Source organism: Veillonella sp., from assembly GCF_032470285.1.
In the GTDB taxonomy this organism is placed as follows: Bacteria; Bacillota; Negativicutes; order Veillonellales; family Veillonellaceae; genus Veillonella.
Genome location: NZ_JAWEKP010000006.1, coordinates 115,038 through 140,444, shown reverse-complemented (window position 1 = coordinate 140,444; position 25,407 = coordinate 115,038). Strand labels below are relative to the sequence as shown.

At 39.6% G+C, this 25,407-nt stretch carries 23 protein-coding genes; 21 read left to right on the top strand and 2 right to left on the bottom strand.

The genetic code is table 11. The features are described 5' to 3' along the window. The first annotated feature begins 662 nt into the window (after nucleotides 1-662). From E7B10_RS08300 to E7B10_RS08270, 7 genes are all read left to right on the top strand, one after another. Entirely contained in the window at nucleotides 663-1,523 is an 861-nt protein-coding gene (locus E7B10_RS08300) for a polysaccharide deacetylase family protein (protein ID WP_287511087.1), read from the top strand. Nucleotides 1,524-1,531: 8 nt separating this feature from the next. Then, nucleotides 1,532-2,026: a molybdenum cofactor biosynthesis protein B gene (locus E7B10_RS08295; protein WP_058948488.1), complete on the top strand. Its 495-nt coding sequence runs from the start codon at nucleotides 1,532-1,534 to the stop codon at nucleotides 2,024-2,026. 226 nt (nucleotides 2,027-2,252) lie between these two features. After that, a complete protein-coding gene (locus E7B10_RS08290; protein ID WP_287511089.1) occupies nucleotides 2,253-2,684 on the top strand; it encodes an Rrf2 family transcriptional regulator in 432 nt (143 codons plus the stop codon). Nucleotides 2,685-2,769: 85 nt separating this feature from the next. Next, a complete protein-coding gene (locus tag E7B10_RS08285; RefSeq protein WP_058948490.1) occupies nucleotides 2,770-4,158 on the top strand; it encodes a cytochrome ubiquinol oxidase subunit I in 1,389 nt (462 codons plus the stop codon). After that, nucleotides 4,149-5,168 carry a cytochrome d ubiquinol oxidase subunit II gene (gene cydB / locus E7B10_RS08280; protein ID WP_058948491.1) on the top strand — a complete coding sequence of 340 codons (1,020 nt, stop codon included), beginning with the start codon at nucleotides 4,149-4,151 and terminating at the stop codon, nucleotides 5,166-5,168. Before E7B10_RS08285 ends, cydB begins: the two co-directional genes overlap by 10 nt. Nucleotides 5,169-5,365: 197 nt before the next feature. Then, nucleotides 5,366-8,953: a thiol reductant ABC exporter subunit CydD gene (cydD, locus tag E7B10_RS08275; RefSeq protein WP_316055573.1), complete on the top strand. Its 3,588-nt coding sequence runs from the start codon at nucleotides 5,366-5,368 to the stop codon at nucleotides 8,951-8,953. A gap of 272 nt (nucleotides 8,954-9,225) precedes the next feature. Continuing rightward, nucleotides 9,226-10,395 carry a hypothetical protein gene (locus E7B10_RS08270; RefSeq protein WP_004698486.1) on the top strand — a complete coding sequence of 390 codons (1,170 nt, stop codon included), beginning with the start codon at nucleotides 9,226-9,228 and terminating at the stop codon, nucleotides 10,393-10,395. Nucleotides 10,396-10,523: 128 nt separating this feature from the next. On the opposite strand, the gene E7B10_RS08265 is transcribed toward E7B10_RS08270, so the two are convergent. Both E7B10_RS08265 and E7B10_RS08260 read right to left on the bottom strand, forming a co-directional pair. After that, nucleotides 10,524-11,108: a DUF805 domain-containing protein gene (locus E7B10_RS08265; RefSeq protein ID WP_058948493.1), complete on the bottom strand. Its 585-nt coding sequence runs from the start codon at nucleotides 11,106-11,108 to the stop codon at nucleotides 10,524-10,526. A 21-nt stretch (nucleotides 11,109-11,129) separates the two neighbouring features. After that, nucleotides 11,130-11,963, bottom strand: coding sequence for a pyridoxamine kinase (locus tag E7B10_RS08260; RefSeq protein ID WP_287520764.1), 834 nt, complete (start codon nucleotides 11,961-11,963; stop codon nucleotides 11,130-11,132). Nucleotides 11,964-12,098: 135 nt separating this feature from the next. Between E7B10_RS08260 and E7B10_RS08255 the strand changes: the two genes are divergently transcribed. From E7B10_RS08255 to E7B10_RS08190, 14 genes are all read left to right on the top strand, one after another. Next, nucleotides 12,099-13,031 carry an ABC transporter permease gene (locus E7B10_RS08255; RefSeq protein WP_287520763.1) on the top strand — a complete coding sequence of 311 codons (933 nt, stop codon included), beginning with the start codon at nucleotides 12,099-12,101 and terminating at the stop codon, nucleotides 13,029-13,031. Further along, entirely contained in the window at nucleotides 13,024-13,923 is a 900-nt protein-coding gene (locus E7B10_RS08250) for an ABC transporter permease (protein ID WP_004695376.1), read from the top strand. Before E7B10_RS08255 ends, E7B10_RS08250 begins: the two co-directional genes overlap by 8 nt. After that, complete coding sequence (locus E7B10_RS08245; protein WP_058948494.1) at nucleotides 13,923-14,903, top strand: ABC transporter ATP-binding protein; 981 nt, start codon at nucleotides 13,923-13,925, stop codon at nucleotides 14,901-14,903. The genes E7B10_RS08250 and E7B10_RS08245 overlap by 1 nt, the downstream gene beginning before the upstream one ends. Beyond that, nucleotides 14,903-15,850: an ABC transporter ATP-binding protein gene (locus E7B10_RS08240; RefSeq protein WP_004695381.1), complete on the top strand. Its 948-nt coding sequence runs from the start codon at nucleotides 14,903-14,905 to the stop codon at nucleotides 15,848-15,850. Before E7B10_RS08245 ends, E7B10_RS08240 begins: the two co-directional genes overlap by 1 nt. Before the next feature lie 12 nt (nucleotides 15,851-15,862). Beyond that, entirely contained in the window at nucleotides 15,863-16,681 is an 819-nt protein-coding gene (locus tag E7B10_RS08235; RefSeq protein WP_105087037.1) for a serine hydrolase, read from the top strand. Then, nucleotides 16,678-18,279 carry a peptide ABC transporter substrate-binding protein gene (locus E7B10_RS08230; RefSeq protein ID WP_004695386.1) on the top strand — a complete coding sequence of 534 codons (1,602 nt, stop codon included), beginning with the start codon at nucleotides 16,678-16,680 and terminating at the stop codon, nucleotides 18,277-18,279. The genes E7B10_RS08235 and E7B10_RS08230 overlap by 4 nt, the downstream gene beginning before the upstream one ends. A gap of 89 nt (nucleotides 18,280-18,368) precedes the next feature. Then, entirely contained in the window at nucleotides 18,369-19,307 is a 939-nt protein-coding gene (locus E7B10_RS08225) for an LD-carboxypeptidase (protein WP_004695389.1), read from the top strand. Between the two features lie 126 nt (nucleotides 19,308-19,433). After that, nucleotides 19,434-20,573 (top strand): amidohydrolase, encoded by a 1,140-nt coding sequence (locus E7B10_RS08220; protein ID WP_316055572.1) that lies wholly within the window; start codon nucleotides 19,434-19,436, stop codon nucleotides 20,571-20,573. Between the two features lie 110 nt (nucleotides 20,574-20,683). Beyond that, the gene (locus tag E7B10_RS08215) at nucleotides 20,684-22,240 is read left to right on the top strand and encodes an ABC-F family ATP-binding cassette domain-containing protein (RefSeq protein WP_316055571.1); all 1,557 of its coding nucleotides are present in this window, start codon (nucleotides 20,684-20,686) and stop codon (nucleotides 22,238-22,240) included. An 8-nt stretch (nucleotides 22,241-22,248) separates the two neighbouring features. Beyond that, nucleotides 22,249-22,818, top strand: coding sequence for a GTP cyclohydrolase I (gene folE / locus E7B10_RS08210; RefSeq protein WP_004698508.1), 570 nt, complete (start codon nucleotides 22,249-22,251; stop codon nucleotides 22,816-22,818). Then, the gene (gene folP, locus E7B10_RS08205) at nucleotides 22,811-23,644 is read left to right on the top strand and encodes a dihydropteroate synthase (protein WP_316055570.1); all 834 of its coding nucleotides are present in this window, start codon (nucleotides 22,811-22,813) and stop codon (nucleotides 23,642-23,644) included. The genes folE and folP overlap by 8 nt, the downstream gene beginning before the upstream one ends. Continuing rightward, nucleotides 23,644-24,006 carry a dihydroneopterin aldolase gene (folB, locus tag E7B10_RS08200; RefSeq protein WP_058948500.1) on the top strand — a complete coding sequence of 121 codons (363 nt, stop codon included), beginning with the start codon at nucleotides 23,644-23,646 and terminating at the stop codon, nucleotides 24,004-24,006. The genes folP and folB overlap by 1 nt, the downstream gene beginning before the upstream one ends. Then, a complete protein-coding gene (gene folK / locus E7B10_RS08195) occupies nucleotides 24,006-24,476 on the top strand; it encodes a 2-amino-4-hydroxy-6-hydroxymethyldihydropteridine diphosphokinase (RefSeq protein WP_316055569.1) in 471 nt (156 codons plus the stop codon). The genes folB and folK overlap by 1 nt, the downstream gene beginning before the upstream one ends. A 101-nt stretch (nucleotides 24,477-24,577) precedes the next feature. After that, nucleotides 24,578-25,393 (top strand): hypothetical protein, encoded by an 816-nt coding sequence (locus tag E7B10_RS08190; RefSeq protein ID WP_004695404.1) that lies wholly within the window; start codon nucleotides 24,578-24,580, stop codon nucleotides 25,391-25,393. Nucleotides 25,394-25,407: the final 14 nt, after the last annotated feature.

The following is a 25,407-nucleotide window of genomic DNA, read 5'->3' as shown; positions in this document are numbered from 1 at the left end:
GCTGATTAACGAAAAGAAAAAGGTCTACCGAATGGTAGGCCTTTTTCTTTTTGCTCATCTTCGACTAGCTAACCCTGCTAGAACCGTCTCCAGCCAAGGTTGTAGAAGTATTGTCTATGTGTATTTATTAATAAGATGGCGTGGGAAAAGTAGGGCAGTAGAAGATGGAGGAGTGAAACGACGACAGATTCACTGCATCACTTTCTTCCGAACGTAAGATTTACCGAACTGCGAAGCAGTGAAGGAAAATCCACAGTGAGGAAGCAAGTAGGGCAAGGGAAAAGTAATTAGGATTAAACGAAGTATGGGGCCCACACATCACTTTCTTCCGAACGTAAGATTTACCAAACTGCGAAGCAGAGAAGGGAAATCCACAGTGAGGAAGCAAGTAGGGCAAGCGAAAAGTAATTAGGATTAAACGACGTATGGGGCTCACACACCACCTTCTTCCGAACGTAAGATTTACCAAACTGCTAAGCGGTGAAGGGAAATCCACAGTGAGGAAGCAAGTAGGGAAAGTTAAAGGTAATAAGAATTAAGCGACGACAGATTCATTGCATCAACCGTTTTTATATTAATCTTATGAGGGATTTTCTTGATAATAGCCACTTATATGTGGTATTCTCATTATGTATGTAAGTCGATGGGAGTGATTATTTTATATGTATAAATATGGCAAGAGCTGCATTAAAAAGTTGTTATATTGTATTGCAATATGTATTGCAATTTTAGCGGTTTCTATTGGGGCTATGTGGGGACTGTCTTCAAATTATAAGTTATATGGTGTACCGGTACTTAATTATCATCAAATAAATGATGAGAAACACTCCGCGTTAACATTGCATGTGGATCAGTTTAAGGAGCAGATGGAATACCTCCATAATCATGGATATCATACGATAACATTGGATCAATTGTATGAGTATTTGCAAAATGGTACGGAGTTACCAGAGAAGCCAATCGTAATAACATTTGACGATGGTTATGTAGATAATTATGAACATGCATTGCCTATATTAAAAGCATATAATATGAAAGCTACTTTGTTCATGATTAGTGACGCAGCCAATACGCATGGTTTTGTAAATACAGCACAAATGCGTCAAATGGAGACGGCAGGATTTGATATTCAAGGGCATACAAATCATCATAAGATACTAACTCATATGGATCCTACGGAATTGCCTGATGCCATTCTCGGTGGTAAAACATCTATGGAAGGTATCTTAGGAGAACCTATTAGTTACTTGGCCTATCCTGGTGGTTTTAATGATATGCTCGTTCAATATGTTACTAAACAGTCTGGGTATAAAATGGCTTTCACTGTCCAACCAGGGACAGTAAAGCCAGGAGATAATCTCTATGCCTTAGATCGATTAGCCATATTCCAAGGTGATACACCGTTTTTATCGTTCTGGTTGCGTCTACATTGCGCACCACTTATTAAGTATACTTGGGCATTGCGTGATACATTACGCGATAATGGATGGCCGATATTGGCGTCTGTTGTGCCTTTATTTTAGGAGGAATTATGTCTTACGAAGTTGTAGCAAGACCATTACGTGTTGCAGTCTTAACTGTATCTGATACTCGTACATTAGAAACTGATAAGGGGGGCAATAAGGTCCAAGAGTTCTTGGAACAAGCGAATCATATTGTAGCAGATCGTAAAATTGTAATTGATGATTGTGATGCTATAATAAATGCTATGACTCCATGGTGTAATGATGAGTCTATTGATGTCATTATATCTACTGGGGGAACTGGTATTGCTATGAGAGATGTTACCATCGAAGCGGTGAATAGCCTATATGAAAAGCATATTCCAGGCTTTGGTGAAATCTTTAGATATTTATCCTATACGGAGGATATTGGTACGAAAGCAATGGCATCTCGTGCAGAAGCTGGTGTTAATAATAACACTTTAATGTTCTCCGTTCCTGGTTCTGTAGGGGCTGTTACCTTGGCGATGAGCAAACTCATCATTCCTGAAATGGGTCATTTGGTGCGAGAAATTACAAAATAATACATATATTGAGACTGCTCTTTTGTGGAGCAGTCTTTTTTTGAAAGTGCGATTATAATAAGCATTTTGTGGAGATTAAAGTAGTCATTTGGCACATAAAGCATGTGCATGAGAACTAAGTGAGTTTTTTCGTTATATTTAAAACAATACCATTGCAGTATTGTTTTATTTCATTTATACTAGATTTAGTAATACGTTTGTCCGAGTGCATGAGAAAGGAGACTTTATGAAGTTAAATCAGGCCACGGATTATGCATTTCGCATGGTCTTGCATATAGCGCTACTACCTTCGGGCTCGAAGATAACTGGTGCTGTATTGGCTGAGCAAGAGTTGATTCCAGAACGCTTTTTGCTTAAGATTATGCGTAGTCTCATTGCAGCAGGAATTATGAAATCTTTCCGCGGTGTAGATGGCGGGTTTGCCTTGAATCGAAGCCCTCAAGAGATTTCGTTGCTTGATGTAATTATAGCAGTAGAAGGGGATGCGTATTTACAACGTTGTTTATATGATGTAGGTTCTTGCTCTAAGTCTTGTAAGGGGCATTGCGCTATAAATGAAGCAATGGGCGTGATTCAGCATCAATTGGTCAATCAGTTGGAAGCGGTTAATTTTAAGAACCTTGCCCAACGAGAACAGTTGATTATCGCTGAGGCTTGAGCTTTTTTTATAGTCGCAATGATGCAAGGTTTTTTGTAAAAGCTCGTCAAGTGATGTTAGTATTTTATTCTAAGGAGGAAAACACATGTTTGAAGCTGTAGATTTAGCCCGATTGCAATTCGCGCTAACATCTATCTATCACTGGTTATTTGTGCCGTTCACACTAGGTATGACAGTGATTGTTGCTGCTTTAGAGTGGACCTACGTGTCGACTGGTAAAGAAGTATACAAAAAAATGGCTAAGTTCTGGGGCAAATTGTTCCTAATTAACTTTGCTATGGGTGTGGTGACTGGTATTGTTCAGGAATTCCATTTCGGTATGAACTGGGCAGAATATTCTCGTTTTATGGGTGACATTTTCGGCGCTCCATTGGCTCTTGAAGCATTAATGGCATTTTTCTTGGAATCTACATTCATGGGCGTTTGGATTTTCGGTTGGGATCGCTTACATAAATGTGTTCACGCCCTTGTAGCTACATTTGTAGCATTAGGTACAAATCTATCTGCGTTCTGGATTCTTGTAGCAAACTCTTTTATGCAACATCCTGTAGGTTTTGTATTACGCAATGGCCGTGCAGAGATGGAAAATTTCCTGATCATCGTTCAAAATGGCTATGTACCTGGACAATTTTTCCATATTGTATTGAATGGTTTATTAACAGCTGGCGTAATTATTATGGCAGTCAGTGCATGGCACTTATTACGCAATAATGCGACAGAGTTCTACCGTCGCTCTGCTAAATGGGGCATGGTTATCGCTCTAGTATTCGGTACTTTAGGCGCATTAGCTGGTCATCACCAAGGTCAGTACATCACAAAAGTACAACCTATGAAAATGGCTGCTATGGAAGCGTTGTGGGAAACACAAGATCCAGCGCCATTCTCTTTGGTAGCTAACATTGATACTAAGGCACAAAAGAATACAAGTGCTCTTGAAATTCCTGGTGGTTTATCCTTCTTGACTCAAAACTCCTTTACGTCTGGTAAGGTAGAAGGTATCAAAGACCTTCAAGCAAAAGCGGAGGCTCAATATGGTCCTGGCAACTATATTCCAGATGTTCCAGCAATCTTCTGGACATTCCGTGTCATGGTAGCATCTGGTTCTCTTATGTTGCTTGTTGCCTTTGTAGGGCTTATCCTAAATGCAAAAGACAAACTTGTTGAAAATCGTACATTCTTAAAAATTATGTTCTGGATGTTGCCATTGCCATTTATCGCTCACTCCACTGGTTGGTTTGTAGCGGAAGCAGGTCGTCAACCATGGCTTGTATATGGCTTGCAATTGACTGCAGATGGTGCGTCTAAATCCGTAACGGCTCCAGAAATTATGACTACAATCATCGGCTTTACACTTGTGTATATCGTGGCTGCTATCGCGGCTATTTATCTTGCTGTAGAACACATTAAAAAAGGTCCGGATGGCAACCCATCTCATGATGTAGTTGAAAAAGAGGAGGCGAGATTATGGAATTAATTTTTAATAACCTTGAAGTGGTATGGTTTATCTTGATTACTGTACTATTCGCTGGCTTCTTCTTATTAGAAGGTTTTGACTATGGTACTGGTATTTTGTTACCATTCATTGGTAAAACTGACGTTGAACGTCGACAAATGATCAATGCCTTAGGTCCTGTGTGGGATGGTAATGAGGTCTGGATGATTACTGCCGGAGGTGCATTATTTGCATCCTTCCCTCACGTGTATGCTACATTATTTAGTGGATTCTACTTAGCTCTATTCTTGATGCTTGCAGCTCTTATTATTCGTGGTGTATCCTTTGAATTCCGTTCTAAAAGCCCTAATTTGTTATGGCGTAAAACATTCGACTACTGCATCTTCTTTGGTTCCTTGATTCCTGCACTATTATGGGGTGTTACAGTAGGTAACTTGATTCAAGGTACTCCAATTGATGCAAGTATGACATATGTTGGTACATTTTTTGATTTATTAAGCCCTTACACAGTACTTTGTGGTATTGCGTTCATTTTGGTATTTACATACCATGGTGGCTTATTTACTTCTATTAAAACAGCTGGCGCTATTTCTGAACGCGCTCGTGCTGCTTCTTTGGTAGTAGGTGTTCCTACAGCTATCGGTGCATTAGCATTGGTAGGTGCAACTTACGTATATACAGATTTGTTTAATTCTGTATTAGCTGTAGTTTGCTTTGCATTAACTATCGTGTTCTTCCTCATTTCTTGGGGCGCAGCACGCACTCGGAATACAAAATGGGGGTTCCTATTCAGCTGTTTATCTGTTATTTCTGTAACAGCTGCATACTTTGCAGGTTTGTTCCCTCGCATTATGGTTTCTTCTTTGAATCCTGAGTGGAGCTTGACTATTACTAATGCAGCTAACTCTACTTACACGTTGACTTTGATGACTTGTGTAGCATTCGTATTTGTGCCAATCATTTTGGTTTATCAATCTTGGGTATATTGGACATTCCGTCATCGTGTAACAGAAAAAGATTTACATTATTAATAGAATAGCCTTATAACTCTTGTGAGTAAAAATTAAATTTTAATGTGAGGCGTGCCGTAGCGGCACGCCTCTTTTTTGTGGTAAGATGATTATAATATTGATAAATTTAGATTCACTTGGACTTTTTTAGGCCTATTTAAAGGGATTTAAATTTGTTTGATTTTATATATTTAAGTTGATTTACCATAGAGGATAGTATGATACAGCGTACCGCATTTAAAGCGCTGCTAGAACATAAAGGACGGCTTGGATTACTCGGTTTAACCTGTTTAATAGAAAGTCTGTCAATTGTTGGGCAAGCTTGGTTCTTTGGAACCTTAATAAATAACCTTATATTTTTGGAACATACACTAGCTGATGAAATGAACACCATCATTTATTTGTTTGTAGCTATTGTTATGAGATTGGTGGCACATTACGTTCAAGAGGCAGTGGCAAATCACTTGGGGAGTGCAGTAAAAGCATCCTTTAGAGAACGCTCTTTGGCCCATATGTTTAAGCTTGGTGTACAACATAAGGAACGTCATGGTGATGTCATCCATATGCTTACCGATGGTTTAGAGCAAGTTGATGCATATGTGGCTCGTTACATTCCGCAGATTTTATACGCTATTATGATTCCACTTATTATGGGAATCGCCATTATAGATACATTATCAATAATTGGTATTATTTTAATTGTTACGGTGCCTTTAATTCCATTTTTTATGATCTTAATTGGGAAGCAAGCTGATCGATTAAATAAGGAACAATGGGAGCGTATGAGCTTCCTATCAGGGCATTTTTTAGACGTATTGCAAGGGATTACTACGCTAAAACTCTTTGGTCGTGCAAAAGATCAAATTAAGGTTATTGGTCGATTATCTCAAGAGTTTAAAGACTCTACTTTACGAGTATTGAGGGTGGCCTTTTTATCCGCTTTAGTGCTTGAGTTAGTGAGTACGATTAGTACTGCTTTGATTGCGGTATATTTAGGCTTAACTTTATTAGATGGTGAAATTACATTCTTCCCAGCCTTCTTTATTTTATTGTTAGCTCCGGAGTTCTATACCCCATTTAGACAATTAGGGGCTGCTTTCCATACGGGGATGGCAGGTAAAACATCTATTCTGAAATACGAAGAATTTATGAATCGTCCGCAGTCCTTACCATTAGGTGGTGATTCTAAACTCGAGAAATCTATACAAGAGATTGCAATTAAAGATTTAACTTTTACCTATGAAAATAGTGAGAATGGGGTACACCATATCACACTAGAGGCTGAGCGTAATGTACCTATTATGCTCGTTGGTGAAAGTGGAGCTGGCAAATCTACTATGGCCCATATTATTGGTGGATTTTTACAGGCTCCGAAAGGAACAGTTACTATCGATGGCATTGATATATGTGATTTAGATATCGACTGGTGGCGTCAGCAAATTACCTATGTGTCTCAACATCCACATATTATGAAAGGGACCTTACGAGAGGTCTTATCCTTTGGTATGGATGTAAGTGATGCAGAGATTCTCGATGCGTGCAAAGAGGTTCAGTTATTAGATGTTATTAATCGACAACAAGATGGTCTTGATGCAGTTATCGGTGAAGGTGGCTTAGGCCTTAGTGGTGGTGAGCGGCAGCGTATTGCTTTAGCTCGTGCATTCCTGCGGAAGGGTCAGGTATTGATTCTTGATGAAGTGACAGCACATCTAGACGTAAAAACAGAAGCTATTATAAGTACGGCTATTCAGCGTTTGATGGAAAATAAGATTGTCATCATTATTGGGCATCGATTACAAACTATGTATTGGGCATCTAAACTATATGTCTTGAAAAATGGATTAATTATTCAAGAAGGTTCTTATCACGACCTACTTCAAGAAGAGGGGTATTTTAAAGAACTTGTTACATCTGGCTTAGGTCAATTTTCAGCAACTCTTGAAGAACCATTGTATATTGGGAAGCAATTTGATTCAGAGAATACATTGGGCATAGATACACCTATCAATGGCACAGAGTATTTTGATAAATCTGTTAAATATACTGAGAACCTTAAAGATAATGCAAAAGGTTTTAATATGGGCATACAAGGTTGGAAGTTGTTGTTTTCTGTATTGAGTCCCGCTAAGTGGTCATTAGTATTGGCCTTGCTATTTACGTTCTTAACAGTGTTCATGAATGTGGGGCTTTTAACAGTATCCTCTTGGCTATTGGCATCTGCCGCACTGCAACCAGGACTTACTTATTTAAGTCTTGCAATCGTAGGAGTTCGATTCTTCGGTGTTAGTCGTGCTGTATGTCGTTATTTTGAGCGCTATACATCTCATCGCATGGCATTCCAAGGACTCTATGGCTTGCGCTTGTGGTTTTATGCTCATTTGGAACCATTGGCACCTGCTATACTCAAACGGTTTGGGGCAGGTGATATGTTGGGACGCATCATGGGGGATATAGAGGTATTACAATTCTTCTACTTGCGCACTTTGATTCCACCCGTAGCAGCCGTTGCCTTGACTATATTGATTGCATATGGAGTTTCTACAATTGACAATAGTTTGATTATACCTATTCTTTTGTCGGCCTTCGTATTAGGTGTAATAGTACCTTTGGTTGTTTATTCGTATAATAAAGAATCTTTACGTACGATTGGGCCCCAACAAGGCGATTATAAAGCGCTTTTAAGTGATACTATGGATAGTTTGGAAGATGTGATTAGTTATGGCAATGAAGACATGGTATATAAGCGTATTCAGCATATGATGCGCAATGTAGATGCTCAAAAAGGTACTATTGAGCGAGGCATGAATATGGGTAATACACTATTCATGGGCGGCGTTCAGTTAACTGTAGTTATTGTAGCTATTATGGCTTCTAATGCGTTAACAGGTGCTTGGGCTAGTGTTATGGTAGCGGTGGCTGCCATTGGCACACAGGCTTGGTTTGAAGCGTTACAGCCTATGATTGCTGCTGTTCATCATGGTGCAGAAAGTAAAGTTGCTACAAGTCGTCTCATGGCTCTCAGTAATGAACCGATATCTATTGTAGAACCTATATCACCAGAATCATTTAACCCTAATGATGATATTATTTTTACAGATGTATCCTTTGGTTATGATGAATATCGCCATATTTATGAGACTCTCAGACTACATATTCAGCAAGGGAAATCCATTGCTATCGTTGGTGCTAGTGGGTCTGGCAAGACGACATTATTTAATATGCTTGAGAGGTTATATGATTATGGTGGATCCATTCGTATAGGCTCGGTGGAGTTGAAAGATATTTCAATTGATACTTGGCGTAATGCATTGGGGACTATAACTCAAGATACGTATATTTTTAATGCTTCCTTTAAGGATAATATACGCCTTGCAAGACCTGAAGCTTCTATGGCGGATTTAGATCAAGCCATTAACCGTGCATCATTGCGATCGGTAGTTGAAAAATTACCAGAAGGTATGAATACGATTGTAGGGAGTGGAGGGCAAGGTTTGAGTGGTGGTGAACGTCAAAGAGTTGCATTAGCTAGATTGTTCTTGCGGAATCCTAAAATCGTTTTATTAGATGAACCTTTAGAAGGCTTGGATCAAGTAACAAGAAAAGCTTTACATCGTGACTTGATGCATTATGTAGAGGGTAGGACATGTCTATATATTACGCATCAATTGGAAGGTTTAGAACAAATGGACCGGATTTTATTTATGGATAAAGGGCAAATTGTTGAAGATGGAACGTATGAAGAGCTAATGGCGCTTAAAGGTCGTTTCTATGAATACTGTTATTTATCCATGGCAAGTATTCAATAAAACTAAATATCATTTAAAGTATCTATTATTAATGCTTAATTATAGATTTGAACAATGTTTAATATTACGTTGCAATTTAAGATCTATTATGAATATTAAATTATAATATGACTAATGTTTAACTACATTAATAAGGCCCCTTTTACTATGCAAAAAGGGGCTTTAATTATATTTATATTTAATAGTATATGTAGTATACTTTTATCGATAAATCATGCAATATATGGTATAATTTTTGTGTTAAGAGCTATTATTTCACCCTTGGAGGGGTTATGACTAAAATCTTCACCAAATTACGAGCTTTGGTGGATGAAGCATTATCTGATCGAGATGCGGTGGTGGATAAGGCGCCCGTATTAGAAAAAGCACCTTTAGAACAAGATTTGTTTGACCATCGCTTATTATATATAGAAGAAGATATGGTTAATCGCATGTTGCGTGCCGCTCTTCGCAATCATTGGTTCTTTTATGCTATAACATTTGAATTTGAACCAAACAATCAAATATTCCTATCCATTATTACCAAATGGGGGAATGTGATTAATGTGGAATTCACCTTAGAGGATCTATGGTTTGATGATTATTCATCATCCTTTGCAATTCGACTTGATACAAATAATATAGATACAGGTGGGTTTATTTTGAACTCCATTTTACACTTGTTGGGGAACTGGTGTCTCAGTCTCTTTGGTATATTCTTTAACCCTATTGCATTGGGAGAAAAAGGATCTACTGTACGCTTTGAGAAGAAAGGGATTATTCAGTTTGACTTATTGCCTAATACGCAAGTGAAAAAATTCATACCTATGCCTGAGCGCCATATTGGTAGCAATGGACCTGTTTTGTTGGGAAACCCGCGTACCAGTCAATCTGTGTTGCAGTTAGATTACTATGCGTTCCATGATCCTGTAGATACTTTTACAGTACCGGATGTACCAACTCGCACTAGCTGGCTTCGATCGATTGATATTGCGGCTGTTCTTTTGTTGCCGATTGGTGTATGGATTACATTTGTTATCTTGCATCATTACTTGCCGACGGAAACACTGGAATTCTCATTTTCTACGTACTTTTTGATTTCCTTAGGGATTTTTATCATTTCCTTCTTAGTTATGAATATTCCGCGATATCTGTATATGTATTTTGATTCTCGCAAACAGTGGCAAAGTGCGTTTGTACATAACAATATCAAAATCCAAATGCGTAAACTACATCGTCGTATCTTCATGCAACAAGCTACATTGACATCTGATTGTGATGAGGATACAGCAAATGAAAGCCAAGAGCGAATTAAACACCTCTTGTTGCAAATTCGAGATAAACGATTCCTTGCAAATCGTCTTAAAATTGCAGATGATGATAGAGCGCGTAAACAAAAGGTTAAGTTTATTATTGCCTATATCGGGTGTACATTGATTGAGTTGATGTTACTAATGAATTAATGTTGTAAGAAATATAAAATATAAAAACGTATCTCTATGTGATATGTCCCACCTTTACTGGATATCCAATAAAATGGGTACATATCAATGAGAGATACGTTTTTTTGATTACAAGTTATTAATTTTGGTTATCGTTTTTTACGACGTTTTCGAGCTGGCTTGCGGTTTTCTTGTTTTTTGCTTGATACAGGAGTTTGTACGGATTCATATGTTGGCTGATTTACAGGCATAAATGGAGGATTACCGTATTGGTTAGGCTCAGGTTGTCCTGGTAATACCCAGAATAGGAAGCCGATGAGCCATATAAAAAGCTCTAGCATGTAATTGAATGGAGAGACAGCCGAGTAAGTATTAATGAAGATCATAATTATCGACCAAAGAATTCCTGCCCATGCATTGAAGCCGATGTCGTGAATACGACGACCAAATAAGACACAAGATAATGGGAAGAGGGTTGCTAATAAGAGCCAGACAATGACTCTAGTCAACCAATATGCAGGTAGGGATACGACAAAGTCCAAGAACATGTTATCTATGTAGTGGACAATATGAAATAAAATCATTAAAGCGATGAAGCAAATGATAAATTGTAGTCGATTTAACCGTCCCGTCAGGTTAAAAATCGATAGGCCCATGCGACGTCCTTGGAATGCAATGAGCAAACCAATGGTACATATGAGCAATGTTCGTAATACGACATAAAGTAAATCCATAAGTTCCCCTTTATTTTTAGCTTATAGTTGAGTTAATTCTGGCAAGATGAGCTCAAATGCAACACCATGTTTCATTGATTTTACTGTATCTAACGTAGCTTGAATTGCGTTGGTAGTAAAATTCATTGCCAGTTCTGCCGCATCATAAGGTGAATATCCTCTCATTACTGCACCTGATAATACAGCAGTAAAAATATCTCCTGTGCCTGTAGCTTTTACAGGTACTAGAGGAATAGAGTATGTTTTTAAAAGGTCTGTAGGACCATTATAGACGGCAATGACCGCATGCGTTTCCGATGGAACACTGGTCATGATAACCATTTCAGGCCCCATGTGATGTAACTGTTTGCACCGTTTGCGCAATTCATCCTCATTAATAGGGTCTGTCGAGAATGGAATATCTAATAAGAAGCAAGCCTCAGTATAGTTTGGTTTTACGATGTGAGCCTTAGATACGAGTTGGCGCATAGCTACAACCATATCAGGAGTATAAATGGAATAGAGGCGACCATCATCGGCCATTGCGGGATCGACGATAACCATCTGACCATTAGAGGCAAATCGATCGATTGCTTCTTCAACGAGGTGAATTTGTTCTGGTGATGCCAAGAATCCACTTACGATAGCGTGAAAGTCAATTTCGTTTTTATCCCAGCAGTCCATAAAATCTCTCATATGAGCAGATAAATCAACGAATTCATAGTGTGGATACTCTAAGTGATTGCTTAGTACCGCTGTCGCCAAAGGAACCGCCTGACAGCGCATGGCACTGATGATAGGAATCATAACAGTAAGGGCACAGCGTCCGATAGAGCTCATGTCTTGAATTGTTAAAACTCTAGGTACTGCTACCATAGACACCTCCAAATAATCATATATTTTATTGTACGTTATGTGAGCCTTTCTGTAAATGTAATGATGTTAATCATGAAATTAACTTCATAATGTAGTATAATAAAACGAATAAACTTTTTATGGAGGAAAGTGACAATGACGAGGTATGTATTTCGACGCCTAGGTGGCGCAATCATAATCTTATGGGTCATCATTACCGTAACATTTGCATTAATGCATGCGATACCTGGTGGGCCTTTTACAACAGAAAAGAAATTACCGCCTCAGGTGAAAGCAAGTATCGAGGCTAAATATCATCTCGATGATCCTGTATGGAAACAGTATGGAGATTATTTAGGTGGCGTCATTACAGGTGACTTGGGCCCATCATTTAAATATGAAGGCCGTAGTGTAAACGATATAATTGGTGATGCATTCCCAATTTCCGCACAGCTTGGCTTATTATCTTTAATGGTAGCTATAGTTGGTGGTATTACAGCTGGTGCGATTAGTGCCATGAGACCTAATAGCATTGTAGATTATGCGGTAACTGTATTATCTACAATAGGGATTTCGGTACCAACATTTATTATCGGTGCTGTTCTTGTGTACATAGTAGGCTTTGAATTGGGATGGTTCCCGGTAGCCTTATGGCGTGGCCCCTCTTACATGGTGTTACCTGTGTTGACATTAGCAGCGCAACCGATGGCATTTATTGCTCGCTTAACGCGCAGTGGTTTACTTGACGTTTATCAACAAGAATACATTCGTACAGCTCGCGCAAAAGGTCTAGGTTCTTGGACCATTTTGACACGTCATGCCCTTGGCAATGCAATTTTGCCAGTTATTACGTACTTAGGTCCATTGGCAGCTAGTTTGTTAACAGGCAGCTTTATCGTAGAAACAATTTTTGCGATTCCTGGTTTAGGTCAGTATTTTGTAACATCTATTTATAACCGAGACTATACGGTTATTCTTGGTATTACGATTTTCTATAGTGCACTTATAGTATTTCTTAATATTTTGGTGGACATGATTTATCCATTAATCGATCCACGAGTTACAACGGAGGAGGGGACAGATGAATAAGGAAGACTTTTTACCTATTGAACGAGCCCCTCAAGAAGAGATTACTAGCTTTATAAAACGTCCTAGTAAATGGGAACGATTTAAGGTAAATCGTTTAGCTGTAGTTGGTGCAACCATCATTATTGTGATGATGGTACTTGCTATTCTAGGTCCACTTATTTCACCTTATACCTATGCGGACCAATCCTTAATTGATGCGAACCAAAGTCCAAGCTTTAGCCATTGGTTTGGTACGGATACATTGGGCCGTGATATCTATACGCGTGTTATGTACGGCGCTCGTATTTCCTTAACCATTGGTTTTGTAGCAGCTTTTATTAATCTTGTGATTGGCGTTGCTTATGGCGGTATTGCGGGTTATATAGGTGGCAAGGTAGACCGTATCATGATGGGGATCGTAGATGTTTTGTACGGTATTCCACTTTTACTATACGTAATCTTATTGATGGTTGTACTTGGGCCTGGGCTAATCTCTATTTTTGTAGCGTTGGGGATTGCGTATTGGCTTAATATGGCCCGTATCGTACGCAGCCAAATTTTGAAAGTTAAAAACGAAGAATACATCATTGCAGCAGAAGCTATGGGTATTCCTAAGCATCGAATTTTATTGCGTCATATTTTACCAAACTGTGTAGGGCCGATCATTATTACTTTAACATTGGCCATTCCTGAGGCTATTTTTACAGAAGCATTTCTTAGTTTTATCGGTTTAGGTGTAAATGCACCTATGGCGAGCTGGGGCGTACTAGCTTCTGAAGGTATTAGTAGCATGCGCTCTTATCCGTTCCAATTGATTTTCCCAGCTGTTGCTATTAGTATTACCATGCTTGGTTTCGCATTTTTTGGCGACGGTTTACGCAATGTATTAGACCCTAAGGAAGGAGATAGATAATGAATAATGCTATTGTTGATGTACGTAATGTATCTATTACCATCAATACCTTTCAAGGTCCGTTGCGAGTTATTCGCAATCAAGATATTTCTTTATACCCTGGTGAGATTTTAGGTATAGTCGGGGAATCTGGGTGTGGTAAATCCGTTTTAGTTAACTCTTTAATGGGCTTATTGCCATATGGTAAAACTAAAATTAAAGCGGATACATTCATGATTGATGGTCATGATTGTTTAGGATTTACTGAAGATGATTGGAATGAACTTCGTGGTACGACGGTTGCCATGGTGTTCCAAGATCCTATGACCTCCTTGAATCCTATCATGACCATTGGAGAGCAAATGTATGAGGTTATTCATCGTACAAATGCGTATGGTGAAGATTACGATGAAAGGGCCATTGCCATCGATTTATTGAAGAAGATGGGTCTGTCTACACCGGAACGCCGGTTATCTCAATATCCTCATGAGTTGAGTGGCGGTATGCGTCAACGCGTATGTATTGCCATGGCAGTGGCCGGTCGTCCTAAGATTTTGATTTGTGATGAGCCCACAACAGCTCTTGATATTACTACAGAGGCACAAATTTTGCGCCTTATGCAAACATTAGCCGTAGAGGCTGGCATAGGGATTATCTTTATCTCTCATAACCTACGTGTTATTGCTCAAATTTGTGATCGGGTTATGGTTATGTACGCAGGTAAATGTGTTGAGTCTGCTACAGTAGATGGTATTTTTAGCGAGCCTCGTCATCCATATACTTTGGGGCTGTTGCTTGCATTGCCTCAAGGTAAATGGCACGGCGAATTGAAGGCTGTTGAAGGTCAACCACCTGATCTATTTGATTTACCTCGTGGATGCGCATTTAATCCTCGTTGTAAATGGGCTATGCGAATCTGCGGTAGTCGGGTTCCGATGGTTACAAATGTTGGTGAAAGTCACCAGTTTACATGTTGGTTAGCTAAGTTGGAGGGACTTTAATGAGTTACGTATGGGAGACTGACAATCTCGTTAAAGAGTTCACCCTGTCAGGCGGCTTATTTAAGCCAAAACAAACGGTACACGCCGTACAAGGCGTGAGTCTATATCAATCACCAGGGGAAACCCTAGGTATCGTAGGTGAATCTGGATGTGGTAAATCTACATTTGGTTACACTTTGATGGGTTTATATCAAGCTACATCTGGTTCTATTTATATGAATGGTCGACATATCAACCCTTATGTGGATAGAGAGTCTGTTCACCCGGTGATGCAAATGGTATTTCAAAATCCTTATGCATCCCTTAATCCGCGGCTTACGGTTAATGCAATTTTAGAGGAGCCTTTAGAACTGGATCCAAAGTATACACCCCGAGATCGCGTGATTCGTGTAAAAGAGGTGCTTGACCAAGTTGGCTTAAATATGTCATTTGGTGAGCGTTATGCTCATGAACTATCTGGTGGGCAACGTCAACGTATCGGCATTGCACGGGCTCTTATTATGGAGCCTCAATGTATCATTTGTGATGAGCCGATTTCTGCATTAGATGTATCTATCCAAGTGCAAATTATGACATTACTAGAACGGTTACAAGAACAACATGGTATTTCGTACCTCTTTATTTCTCATGATTTAAATATGGTGCGCTACATTAGTCATCGCATGGTTGTTATGTATTTAGGTGCCGTCATGGAAGAAGGTCCTGCATTGGACTTATATGAATTCCCTCAGCATCCGTATACCCGTGCATTGACGGCCTTAAATGGTCCAGTTATGCCACATGCACCAATTGGGGCACCGCTTAAAGGGGATCCACCAAATCCACTAGATCCACCAAAAGGGTGTCTGTTTAGTGGTCGATGTCCAGAAGCGGAAGGGCGTTGTTTTACAGAACGTCCGCCACTTAGAGATTGGGCAGATCGCCGCATCGCATGCTGGCACATATAATGGGAGAATAGTATGGAAAAACTAATTGTTGGCAAGTCCTTGGAACATCAACTAGATACAGTCATTAAAGAATTGGCACCAGCAGGGAATATATCTTATGCGGTGCTACAATTTGATGATGAAGAGGAACCAACACTCATCGCAGCTAGAGGTGAAAATACTGTACATTCTAGTGCGAGTTTAATTAAGGTACTTATCATGGAATATGTCTTTCATTTAGCGCGTACTGAGCAATTGGACATTAATGATACAGTTCCTTTATCTAGAACTCCACGCGTTGAAGGTGGCGGCGCACTACAAGAGTTAGTTGGTAAACATAGTTTTACATATCTTGAGTTATGTCGTCTCATGATGGTTCTTAGTGATAATATCGCAACAAATCTACTCATCACAGTGCTCGGCATGGAAAATATCAATGCTCGTGCAGAAAAGCTTGGTGTGGATGAGATGGAGCTTAATCGTATGATGATGGACCTTAACGCCCTAGCTGAAGGTCATGATAATCACATTACAGCTATGTCGTTAGCTCGTTTGTATAAACACATTTTTGAATGTCGTGATAGAGATGCTTATGGCAGAGAAATGTGGAATATCTTAGGTCGCCAACAATTCCGTGATATCTTACCATTTTACTGGGGAGAAGGCATACGCTTTCACCATAAAACAGGATCCCTTGATCGTGTAGAACATGATGGGGGTGTAATAGAAACATTTAGGGGTCATTTTTGTTTTATCCTTTTAATGAGCGATATCGATAATGACCGAGGTAAAGAGTTAGGCGCTCGAGTTGGGCGCATCATGAAAGAATTTGTAGAGGAAGCATTGCCATGATGGATAAACGAAACTTGTTAAAACTCATGGTCCTCGCTCTAGGGGTGAGCGTACTCTTATTCGTATTTGGGTACCCTCGTGGTGTTCAACCAATCGATGAACACACAATCCGCTATGTTATTGAGCAGGAACCATCCACATTGGATCCCGCAAAGTCTACTACCTCTCCGGAGGCTACGGTTCAACTTCAATTATTCGATGGTCTAGTTCGTTTGAATGATGAAAGTGAACCTGAAGCAGCACTTGCTAAAAATTGGGACATCTCCGATGATGGTCGTGAGTATACCTTCCATTTACGACCTAATTTAAAATGGTCCAATGGAGAGCCTTTGACGGCTTATGACTTTGAATACGCTTGGAAGCGCGTATTAGACCCTGAAGTCCATGCGGATAATGCATATATGTTATATGTATTGGAAAATGGTGAAGCTTTTAATACGGGTAAAGCTGCAGCTGAAGATGTTGGGGTTAAAGCTATTGATGAGGATACATTGGTAGTTACCTTAGAAAATCCAACGGCTTATTTCTTGAAATTATTAGCGTCTCATAGCTATTACCCAGTGAGTAAAAAAGCAGTAGAAGCTCACGAAAACTGGGCGGCTAATGCGGAAACAATAGTATCTAATGGTCCATATCGTTTACTTTCTTGGAAGCATAATGGGGAAATGGATTTCATTAAGAATCCAAACTATTGGGATGCAGAATCTGTGAAGACAGAGAAAATGAATTGGCCTATTAGTGAGTCTCAAAGTACACGCCTTACCTTAGTTGAAGGTGGCGAAGCTGATATGACGGTTGAGCCTCCTGTAGCGGATCAAAAACGTCTAGAAGAAGCCGGCCTATTACATATTGGCCCTATGCTTGGTAACTACTATTACGTATTCAATGTGAAAGCAGAACCTTTCACAGATCCAGATGTGCGTAAAGCCTTTTCTATGGTTATCAACCGTGCTAATATTGTTAATAATATTGTTAGAGGCGGTAAAGAGCCAGCTTATGCATTCGTACCATATGGTATGCTTGAAAGCAATGGTCGTGAAGACTTCCGTGAAGCTGGTAGCTATCTCGTATACGAAGATGTAGAGCAAGCCAAGGAAATCCTGAAAAAGGCTGGCTATGGCAAGAATCGTCCATTGCCGCAAATTACGATTTTGTATAATACAAGTGAATTACATAAAGCTATTGCAGAAGCGATTCAAGATGCATGGATAAATGCATTTGGCGCAGATGTACGCTTACAAAATCAAGAGACAAAGGTATTCTTGGCAGACCGTGAAGCTGGCAAGTACCAAGTAGCTCGCGCTTCTTGGGTTGCCGATTATAGCGATCCACAAAACTTTTTAGAGGTATTCTCTGCTGAAGATAACGATGGTCAGTATCATAGTGATGAGTATAATGAGTTGATTGCACGTATTCGTACAACTCCAAATGGGGCGGCTCGTGATGCGTTGATGCATGAAGCAGAAAAGATGATTTTTGATGAATCTCTTGTTATGCCGTTGTACTTTACAACACAACCATATGTGACAAACGGAACAATTCAAAATTATTTCTGGACCACATTGGGACTTGTTGACTTTAAAAAAGCATACAAATAAGATACACTTAAGACGTACACTTTGTGTACGTCTTTTGTTGTATGGGAATATTAATATATTATAAGTTAACAGGTATTTTCTGAGGATATATGGACTGGATTGAACCAAAACGTTTGGCACCGGGGATGACCATAGGTATTATGGCACCTGCTAGTGCTAGCGATGAAGATTTACATAGAATAGAAGAAATTTGTAAGGCTAAAGGCTATAAGGTGCTTGTAGGTGAAAGTGCAAGGAGAAAGGGGCTATATGGAGGCACACCTGAGGAGCAAGCCGTAGAATTTCAATACATGATGACTGTGGCTCCTTGTGATACGGTTCTTGCCTTGCGCGGTGGTTATGGCACGATGCGCTATTTAGATTTATTAGATTATAAAGCGATTCGTAAGTATCGGAAGGCTTTTGTTGGATATAGTGATTGTACAGCACTTCATATGGCTATTAATCGATATAGCCGCCTCATTACTTATCATGGACCTATGGGGGTAGATTTTAAATTAGACCGTAAGTCAGATATTGATACGCTATTTAATGCTTTAGAAGGCAAATTAAAAGTTATAGAACCCTTGCCAGAGCCTCCCCGAGGTGCGATTGGCACAGAACTCGGTGAGGGTATTTTACGAGGTGGTAATATGACGATGGTATCCATGTTATCGGGAACGCCTTATTTTTTAGAGAATGAATCATGGGAAGATACCTTACTATTTATTGAAGATGTAGGGGAGGCTCCTTATAAGCTGGATCGCATGTTACAACAATTTCGACTCAGCGGTTTGTTGAGCCGTATTAAAGGCTTAGTCATTGGTATCTTTACAGATTGTGAAGGAGATGAAGATGAGCGTGATTACGATTTAGGTTATGAAGCATTGCGCTATATGGAGGAAAATAGAAATCCAAAATTACCAGATCCTTTTGTATGCTATGTGCCAACGGGACATGGGGCGCCACATCAAACATTACCGCTAGGAGCGACGATTAGCTTTAGATATATTTCTAATACCATCATCGTTCATCCTTATACGAAATAGTTAAGAGCTTTTGGATGAACGATTTTACTTAATAGGCAAATAGATATTAGATAAAAATAGTAGTTACCGTGATATTAGGTAATAAAATAATAGGTAATAAGATATTAGATAATAACAAGGGGAGTTATGACACTACAAGAACGAGAGGCTCGCGCCTGTGCCATCATAGATAGTATGGCACGGGAATTGCGTGCAGTTTCCATATATTTACACGATAATCCTGAATTGGGCTTGAATGAGCATAAAGCAGTAAAGGTAATTCACCAATTCTTAGAAACACATAATTTTATATCTCATGTAAGTCTAACTAATCGGCCAGAGTTACAAACAGCGTTACGGGGCGACTATAACGGTACTGCACGGCATAAAATAGCCTTCTTAGGTGAATATGATGCGTTACCGGAACTAGGCCACGGCTGTGCTCATAACCTTATTGCTATGATGAGCTTAGGTGCTGCTGTTGCTTTTAGTCAAAGTGCACCACAGGATTGGGGTACAACATTCTTTGGGTGCCCTGCAGAGGAAACTATCGGTGGTAAGGTATATATGGCAGAAGCCGGTCTTTTTAAAGGCTATGAGGCAGCACTTATCATTCATCCAGGTGGAGAAAATGAGGTGGGAGGTACATCATTGGCGACACATCCTCTAGAGGTTACGTTCCATGGACGTTCTTGTCATATTGCATCCTTAACAGATTCAGGAATCAATGCCTTAGATTGTGCGGTAGACTTATATCAAAGGGTAAAAGATTTAAAAAAGACCTTTCCTAAAGGTGCTATTGTAGGTGCCATCTTTACAGAGGCAGGTACGGCACCAAATGTGGTTACACCAAAGGCTACGATTCGTATGACTGTTCGTGGTAGTACAGTGGATGATTTAGAAGGTATTATTTTGCCGGCTATTAAAGAGGCAGCCCAAGAAATCGGTTCATCCTATGGAGCTCAAGTTGAGATGCATCACTATGAGCCACTCTTTAAGGATATGCGTCAAGATAAACAGTTATTAAATCTCTTTAAAGATGTGATGACTGAATTTGGTGAAAGCCCACGTATATTGCCTGATGATGAGGCGGATGGTAGCACTGATGTAGGTAATGTGTCTTACGAAGTACCAACAGCACAGCCTACCTTGCAGATTGGATTAGGTTTAGAAGCGCATACGCCAGAATTTACTTGTGCTGCTGGATCTGACTATGGGTTAGACCAAGCGATTAAGGGTGCTAAGATTATGGCTGTTGTAGCCTTGCGTTATGCGATGTGTAAGTAAGTTCAATTTTTGACATATAGAGGTCAAAAAGGTACAATAGATATAATATTTAAGTAAGTATGAAATAAGCCGTCTTCAACAAGACGGCTTTTATTCCGGTGGAGATAGATATGAGTGTTTTAACCGTTTCAAATGTAACTCATGGTTTTGGAGCGCGACAAATTTTAGATGATGCATCATTCCGTTTGCTAAAAGGTGAACATGTAGGCCTCATTGGTGCAAATGGTGAAGGTAAATCTACGTTTCTTAATATCATTACAGGTAAATTGCCACCTGATGAGGGGAAAATTGAATGGTCCAATCAGGTAACTGTTGGGTATTTGGATCAACATGCTGTTCTTGAAAAAGGTATGACCATCCGTGATGTATTACAACGTGCTTTTGATGATTTATTCGTCATGGAGCAAAACATTAACGATGCGTATAATCGCATGGGTGATGTGTCCGAAGATGAAATGAATAAGCTACTTGAACAGGTAGGGGAATGGCAAGAAATTCTTGAGCAACGTGGGTTCTATGAAATTGATGCGGTTATTGAGCGTACCGCTGCCGGATTGGGACTTATGGATATCGGCTTAGATCGAGATGTAATAGAGCTCAGCGGTGGTCAACGTACCAAGGTTTTGCTCACAAAACTATTACTAGAGAAACCGACTATTTTGCTCTTAGACGAACCGACAAACTATCTTGATGTGGAGCATATTCAGTGGTTGCAAAACTATTTGCAAAATTATGAAAATGCCTTTATCTTGATTTCTCATGATATGGAGTTTTTAAACTCCGTAGTCAATGTTATTTACCATATCGAACAAGCGGTGCTTACGCGTTATACTGGTGATTATCATCAGTTCCAAGCTGCTTACGAGGTGAAAAAAGCGCAAGCAGCTAAGGCGTATGAACGTCAACAGCAAGAGATTGAGCGTATGGAAGACTTTATTCAGCGCAATAAAGCGCGCGTTGCAACACGTGGTATGGCAAATTCTCGAGCAAAGCGCTTAGAAAAGATGGAAATTCTAGAAAAGCCAAAAGAGTATATCAAGCCCACTTTTGGCTTTAAAGAAGGCCGTACGCCAAGTCGCTTTATCGTAGAGGCTTTTGGATTGCAATTAGGTTATGATGAACCATTAACAAGACCAGTAGACTTTCAAATTGAAAGAAACAAAAAAATTGCTATTCGCGGTGTCAATGGTTTAGGTAAAACAACGTTGTTGAAGACTATTTTAGGTCTATTAAAGCCTGTTAGTGGTGAGTTGGTAAAAGGTGAGTTCTTACAAGTAGGTTATTTTGCCCAAGAGGATACGCCATCCAATTCTGAAACAGCGTTAGACTATATTTGGAATGAATATCCTGCTATGACCAATGCAGAGGTGCGTGCAGCATTAGCTCGTTGTGGCCTTACTAATGAACATATTACGTCTCAAATGCGCGTATTATCTGGTGGTGAGAATGCAAAGGTTCGCCTATGTAAGCTCATGCAGAATAAGTACAATGTGTTGGTGCTAGACGAACCGACCAACCATTTAGACATATATGCGAAGGAAGAACTGAGCCGAGCATTGCGTGATTTTAAAGGTACGATTGTACTGGTTAGTCATGAGCCCGAATTTTATCAAGGTTGGGTTACGGATATTTGGAATATTGAGGATTGGACGACAAAGATCGTTTAGGAGGACCGATGAATCAACGTGCAAAGGACGGGATAAAGCAATTCTTAGAGGCTTTATCTGTTGATACAGAGGCACCAGAATTAGAGAAGACACCAAGTCGTGTAACAGAATTATATAGTGAATTATTCAGCGGTGTAGGATTAGATACGAAAGCTGCATGGGGAGAGACTTTTAGTACAGACTATAAAGGTCTCGTAGCAGTTACAGGGATTCCGTTTTACTCCATGTGTGAGCATCATTTATTGCCTTTTTTTGGTACCGTAGATATCGTGTACCAACCTAAGGATGGATGTGTGGCAGGACTTAGTAAGTTTCAAGATATCGTGAATATCCTCAGCCGTAGACCGCAATTACAAGAGCGATTAGCATCCGAATTAGCTGATGCGATTATGAATGATTTATTTGCTCATGGCGTATTTGTACGCATTACATCGACTCAGTTGTGTATGCTCATCAAAGGTACCATGCAGCAAGATTCAAAGGTTATTACATTAGAAAGCCGAGGCGTATTAGCCGAAAAGGGCACATTAAGAGATGAAGCGTTGGCAATGTTAGGCGGAGGACAGGTAAATGTTTAAACGTAGAAATTATACATGGAATGATGGCAAAAGTTTGTCTTTGTGCGATCGAACCCTTATTATGGGGATACTGAATGGTACACCTGATTCCTTCTCTGATGGAGGTCAATTCAACACACCAGAAACAGCAGCAGCGCATGTAAAACAAATGATTGAAGATGGTGCAGATATTATCGATTTAGGCGTTGAATCTACACGCCCTGGTTCTACACCTTTGACCGCAGACGAGGAAATAGAACGCTTATCTCTATTAATAGAGCCTGTCTTACAGGCCTCTACAGTGCCTGTATCTATTGACACATATCATGCTAAAACTGCAGAATATGCTTTCTCTAAAGGGGCACATATTTTAAATGATGTATGGGGATTACATTATGATCCTGACATGGCCGCGGTGGTGGCTAAATATAAGGTACCTGTTATCATCATGCATAATAGTAATGATACAAATTATGGTGATATCATTGAAGATATGAAAGCGTTCTTCTTCTGTGCTATCGATAAAGCGTTGAAAGAGGGGGTAACGCCACAACAAATCTGGCTTGATCCAGGTATTGGCTTTGGTAAAACTGAAGAACAAAATATTGAAGTTGTGCAACGCTTGGGTGAGTTAACCGCTTATGAATATCCTGTTTTACTTGCGCCGAGCCGCAAGCGTTTCATCGGATCTATGTTAGGCGGATTGCCTCCAGCAGATCGCGATGAAGGTACGGTAGCAGCTTGTATTACAGGTGTATTCCAAGGTGTTGATATGGTGCGTGTTCACAATGTGAAAATGCACAAACGCGCCTTAGCAGTAGCAGACGGCTTGTTACGAGGTGAATAATGGATAGAATCGTTTTAAAAAATATGGCATTCTACGGATACCACGGAAATTTGGCATCTGAGCAAGAACAAGGACAACGATTTTTTGTAGATGTAGAAATAATAACTGATCTTACAAAGGCCGGTCAAAGTGATCAATTAGAGGACTCAATCAATTATGTAGAGGTATATGAAATTGTAGAAGCGATTATGACTGGTGAAAACTACAATCTTTTAGAACGATTAGGGACGCTTATCGCCGATTCCTTGTACCAACATTATCAAGGTATTGTAGGTCTCTCTGTAACGGTGCGTAAACCATCTGTACCGATTTCAGGTATTTTGGATTATGTTGAGGTTATCACTACAAGAGGACAAATTTGATGTATACCTATTACATCGGTGTAGGCTCGAATATAGGGGACAAGAGAGACCACATTAATTCTGCTTTTCAATCCTTACAACAACATGGGGAAATTTCTAAGCTAGTCACTTCTTCTCTGATTGAAACTGAGCCGTGGGGATATACGGAACAAGATATCTTTGTTAATGGCGTATGGTCTTGTGAAAGCACTTTAGAACCACATCAAATGCTCAGCCTTATTCAGCAATTAGAGCAGGCGGCTGGACGAAAACGATTGATTCATTGGGGCCCTCGCACATTAGATTTGGATATTATTTTAGTGTACGATACAGAGGGGAAAATGATTTCTCTGTGTGATGAAAGTCTTGTGATACCGCATCCTCATTTTTGGAATCGTAATTTTGTACTAGAACCGCTATCTCAGCTGTTACCAACTTTCACATATAAAGGGGTTAAGGTTGCCGACCGATTATCTCAATTGGAGGTATAAGCTAGAATCGTATATAAGCTAATGTTAGATACATTGTAAACACGATACATATTGTACGCATGCTTTTACGTTTTATGATTGGGGAGTCATGGAGAGCGTAGATGAATATAAAACGTATTGGATTATTTGTACTGGCACTTATTATAATGGGCATATCTTACTGGCTTGCTGTAGGGGCAAATTATGATAGTAAAACAGTACGTATTGATCCAGAAGCGCATACACTGGTTAATTCTAGTGATGCCATTATTTCAAAACGAATATTAGCGATGAAGACCAGTGGATCACAAGTGTATTTCTTAGGTTATGAAGGACTAGGGATTTATAATTTATCTGATAATGCACTTCGTTTAATGCCAATAACCTTTAGGGGGCAACATATAGAGCCAACTAAATCGGATGATTACCAACGAGGTTTACGGAATATAACAAAGCTAAAATCTTTATCCGATTTCAGTGCTGAAGAGCAAAAAGAATTTAAAGGCTTGTTGGAGTCTACTGATGGAGGGGCCCATTATTATGGTGACTTTTACCATTCTGGTTATGAGTCGTCCCTCATTGATTTGAAGGACCAGTATTTTATTACGAATACAGTACGTGCATTAAAACGTGTTAATCATACATTATATGTGTATGATGGATCAGGTTTTATTATTATAGATTTAGGTAATCGTCGTATCCAAGGGTTCTTTAATAACCGCATTAGTGGTGAAGGCTCTAAGGGTGTACCTGATAGCTTACGTGGGCACTATGGTTCTGACTTTACTATGATATATGCATTATCAAAATTGGATCCTACAGATTTGGATATTTTATGGTCCATGCGTAAACAATATTTAGAAAAATCTCCTCAAGCGATGGAAGGAAAAGATTTGTTCCCACTCAATTTGGATGAGATGAATTTAAATGAGTTATGATTCTATTAAGATAA

What these genes read in the sequence shown, in the direction of transcription:
- E7B10_RS08300 (WP_287511087.1), top strand. Translation starts at nt 663, where the DNA reads ATGTATAAATATGGCAAGAGCTGCATTAAAAAGTTGTTATATTGTATT.
- E7B10_RS08295 (WP_058948488.1), top strand. Translation starts at nt 1,532, where the DNA reads ATGTCTTACGAAGTTGTAGCAAGACCATTACGTGTTGCAGTCTTAACT.
- E7B10_RS08290 (WP_287511089.1), top strand. Translation starts at nt 2,253, where the DNA reads ATGAAGTTAAATCAGGCCACGGATTATGCATTTCGCATGGTCTTGCAT.
- E7B10_RS08285 (WP_058948490.1), top strand. Translation starts at nt 2,770, where the DNA reads ATGTTTGAAGCTGTAGATTTAGCCCGATTGCAATTCGCGCTAACATCT.
- cydB (WP_058948491.1), top strand. Translation starts at nt 4,149, where the DNA reads ATGGAATTAATTTTTAATAACCTTGAAGTGGTATGGTTTATCTTGATT.
- cydD (WP_316055573.1), top strand. Translation starts at nt 5,366, where the DNA reads ATGATACAGCGTACCGCATTTAAAGCGCTGCTAGAACATAAAGGACGG.
- E7B10_RS08270 (WP_004698486.1), top strand. Translation starts at nt 9,226, where the DNA reads ATGACTAAAATCTTCACCAAATTACGAGCTTTGGTGGATGAAGCATTA.
- E7B10_RS08265 (WP_058948493.1), bottom strand. Translation starts at nt 11,108, where the DNA reads ATGGATTTACTTTATGTCGTATTACGAACATTGCTCATATGTACCATT.
- E7B10_RS08260 (WP_287520764.1), bottom strand. Translation starts at nt 11,963, where the DNA reads ATGGTAGCAGTACCTAGAGTTTTAACAATTCAAGACATGAGCTCTATC.
- E7B10_RS08255 (WP_287520763.1), top strand. Translation starts at nt 12,099, where the DNA reads ATGACGAGGTATGTATTTCGACGCCTAGGTGGCGCAATCATAATCTTA.
- E7B10_RS08250 (WP_004695376.1), top strand. Translation starts at nt 13,024, where the DNA reads ATGAATAAGGAAGACTTTTTACCTATTGAACGAGCCCCTCAAGAAGAG.
- E7B10_RS08245 (WP_058948494.1), top strand. Translation starts at nt 13,923, where the DNA reads ATGAATAATGCTATTGTTGATGTACGTAATGTATCTATTACCATCAAT.
- E7B10_RS08240 (WP_004695381.1), top strand. Translation starts at nt 14,903, where the DNA reads ATGAGTTACGTATGGGAGACTGACAATCTCGTTAAAGAGTTCACCCTG.
- E7B10_RS08235 (WP_105087037.1), top strand. Translation starts at nt 15,863, where the DNA reads ATGGAAAAACTAATTGTTGGCAAGTCCTTGGAACATCAACTAGATACA.
- E7B10_RS08230 (WP_004695386.1), top strand. Translation starts at nt 16,678, where the DNA reads ATGATGGATAAACGAAACTTGTTAAAACTCATGGTCCTCGCTCTAGGG.
- E7B10_RS08225 (WP_004695389.1), top strand. Translation starts at nt 18,369, where the DNA reads ATGGACTGGATTGAACCAAAACGTTTGGCACCGGGGATGACCATAGGT.
- E7B10_RS08220 (WP_316055572.1), top strand. Translation starts at nt 19,434, where the DNA reads ATGACACTACAAGAACGAGAGGCTCGCGCCTGTGCCATCATAGATAGT.
- E7B10_RS08215 (WP_316055571.1), top strand. Translation starts at nt 20,684, where the DNA reads ATGAGTGTTTTAACCGTTTCAAATGTAACTCATGGTTTTGGAGCGCGA.
- folE (WP_004698508.1), top strand. Translation starts at nt 22,249, where the DNA reads ATGAATCAACGTGCAAAGGACGGGATAAAGCAATTCTTAGAGGCTTTA.
- folP (WP_316055570.1), top strand. Translation starts at nt 22,811, where the DNA reads ATGTTTAAACGTAGAAATTATACATGGAATGATGGCAAAAGTTTGTCT.
- folB (WP_058948500.1), top strand. Translation starts at nt 23,644, where the DNA reads ATGGATAGAATCGTTTTAAAAAATATGGCATTCTACGGATACCACGGA.
- folK (WP_316055569.1), top strand. Translation starts at nt 24,006, where the DNA reads ATGTATACCTATTACATCGGTGTAGGCTCGAATATAGGGGACAAGAGA.
- E7B10_RS08190 (WP_004695404.1), top strand. Translation starts at nt 24,578, where the DNA reads ATGAATATAAAACGTATTGGATTATTTGTACTGGCACTTATTATAATG.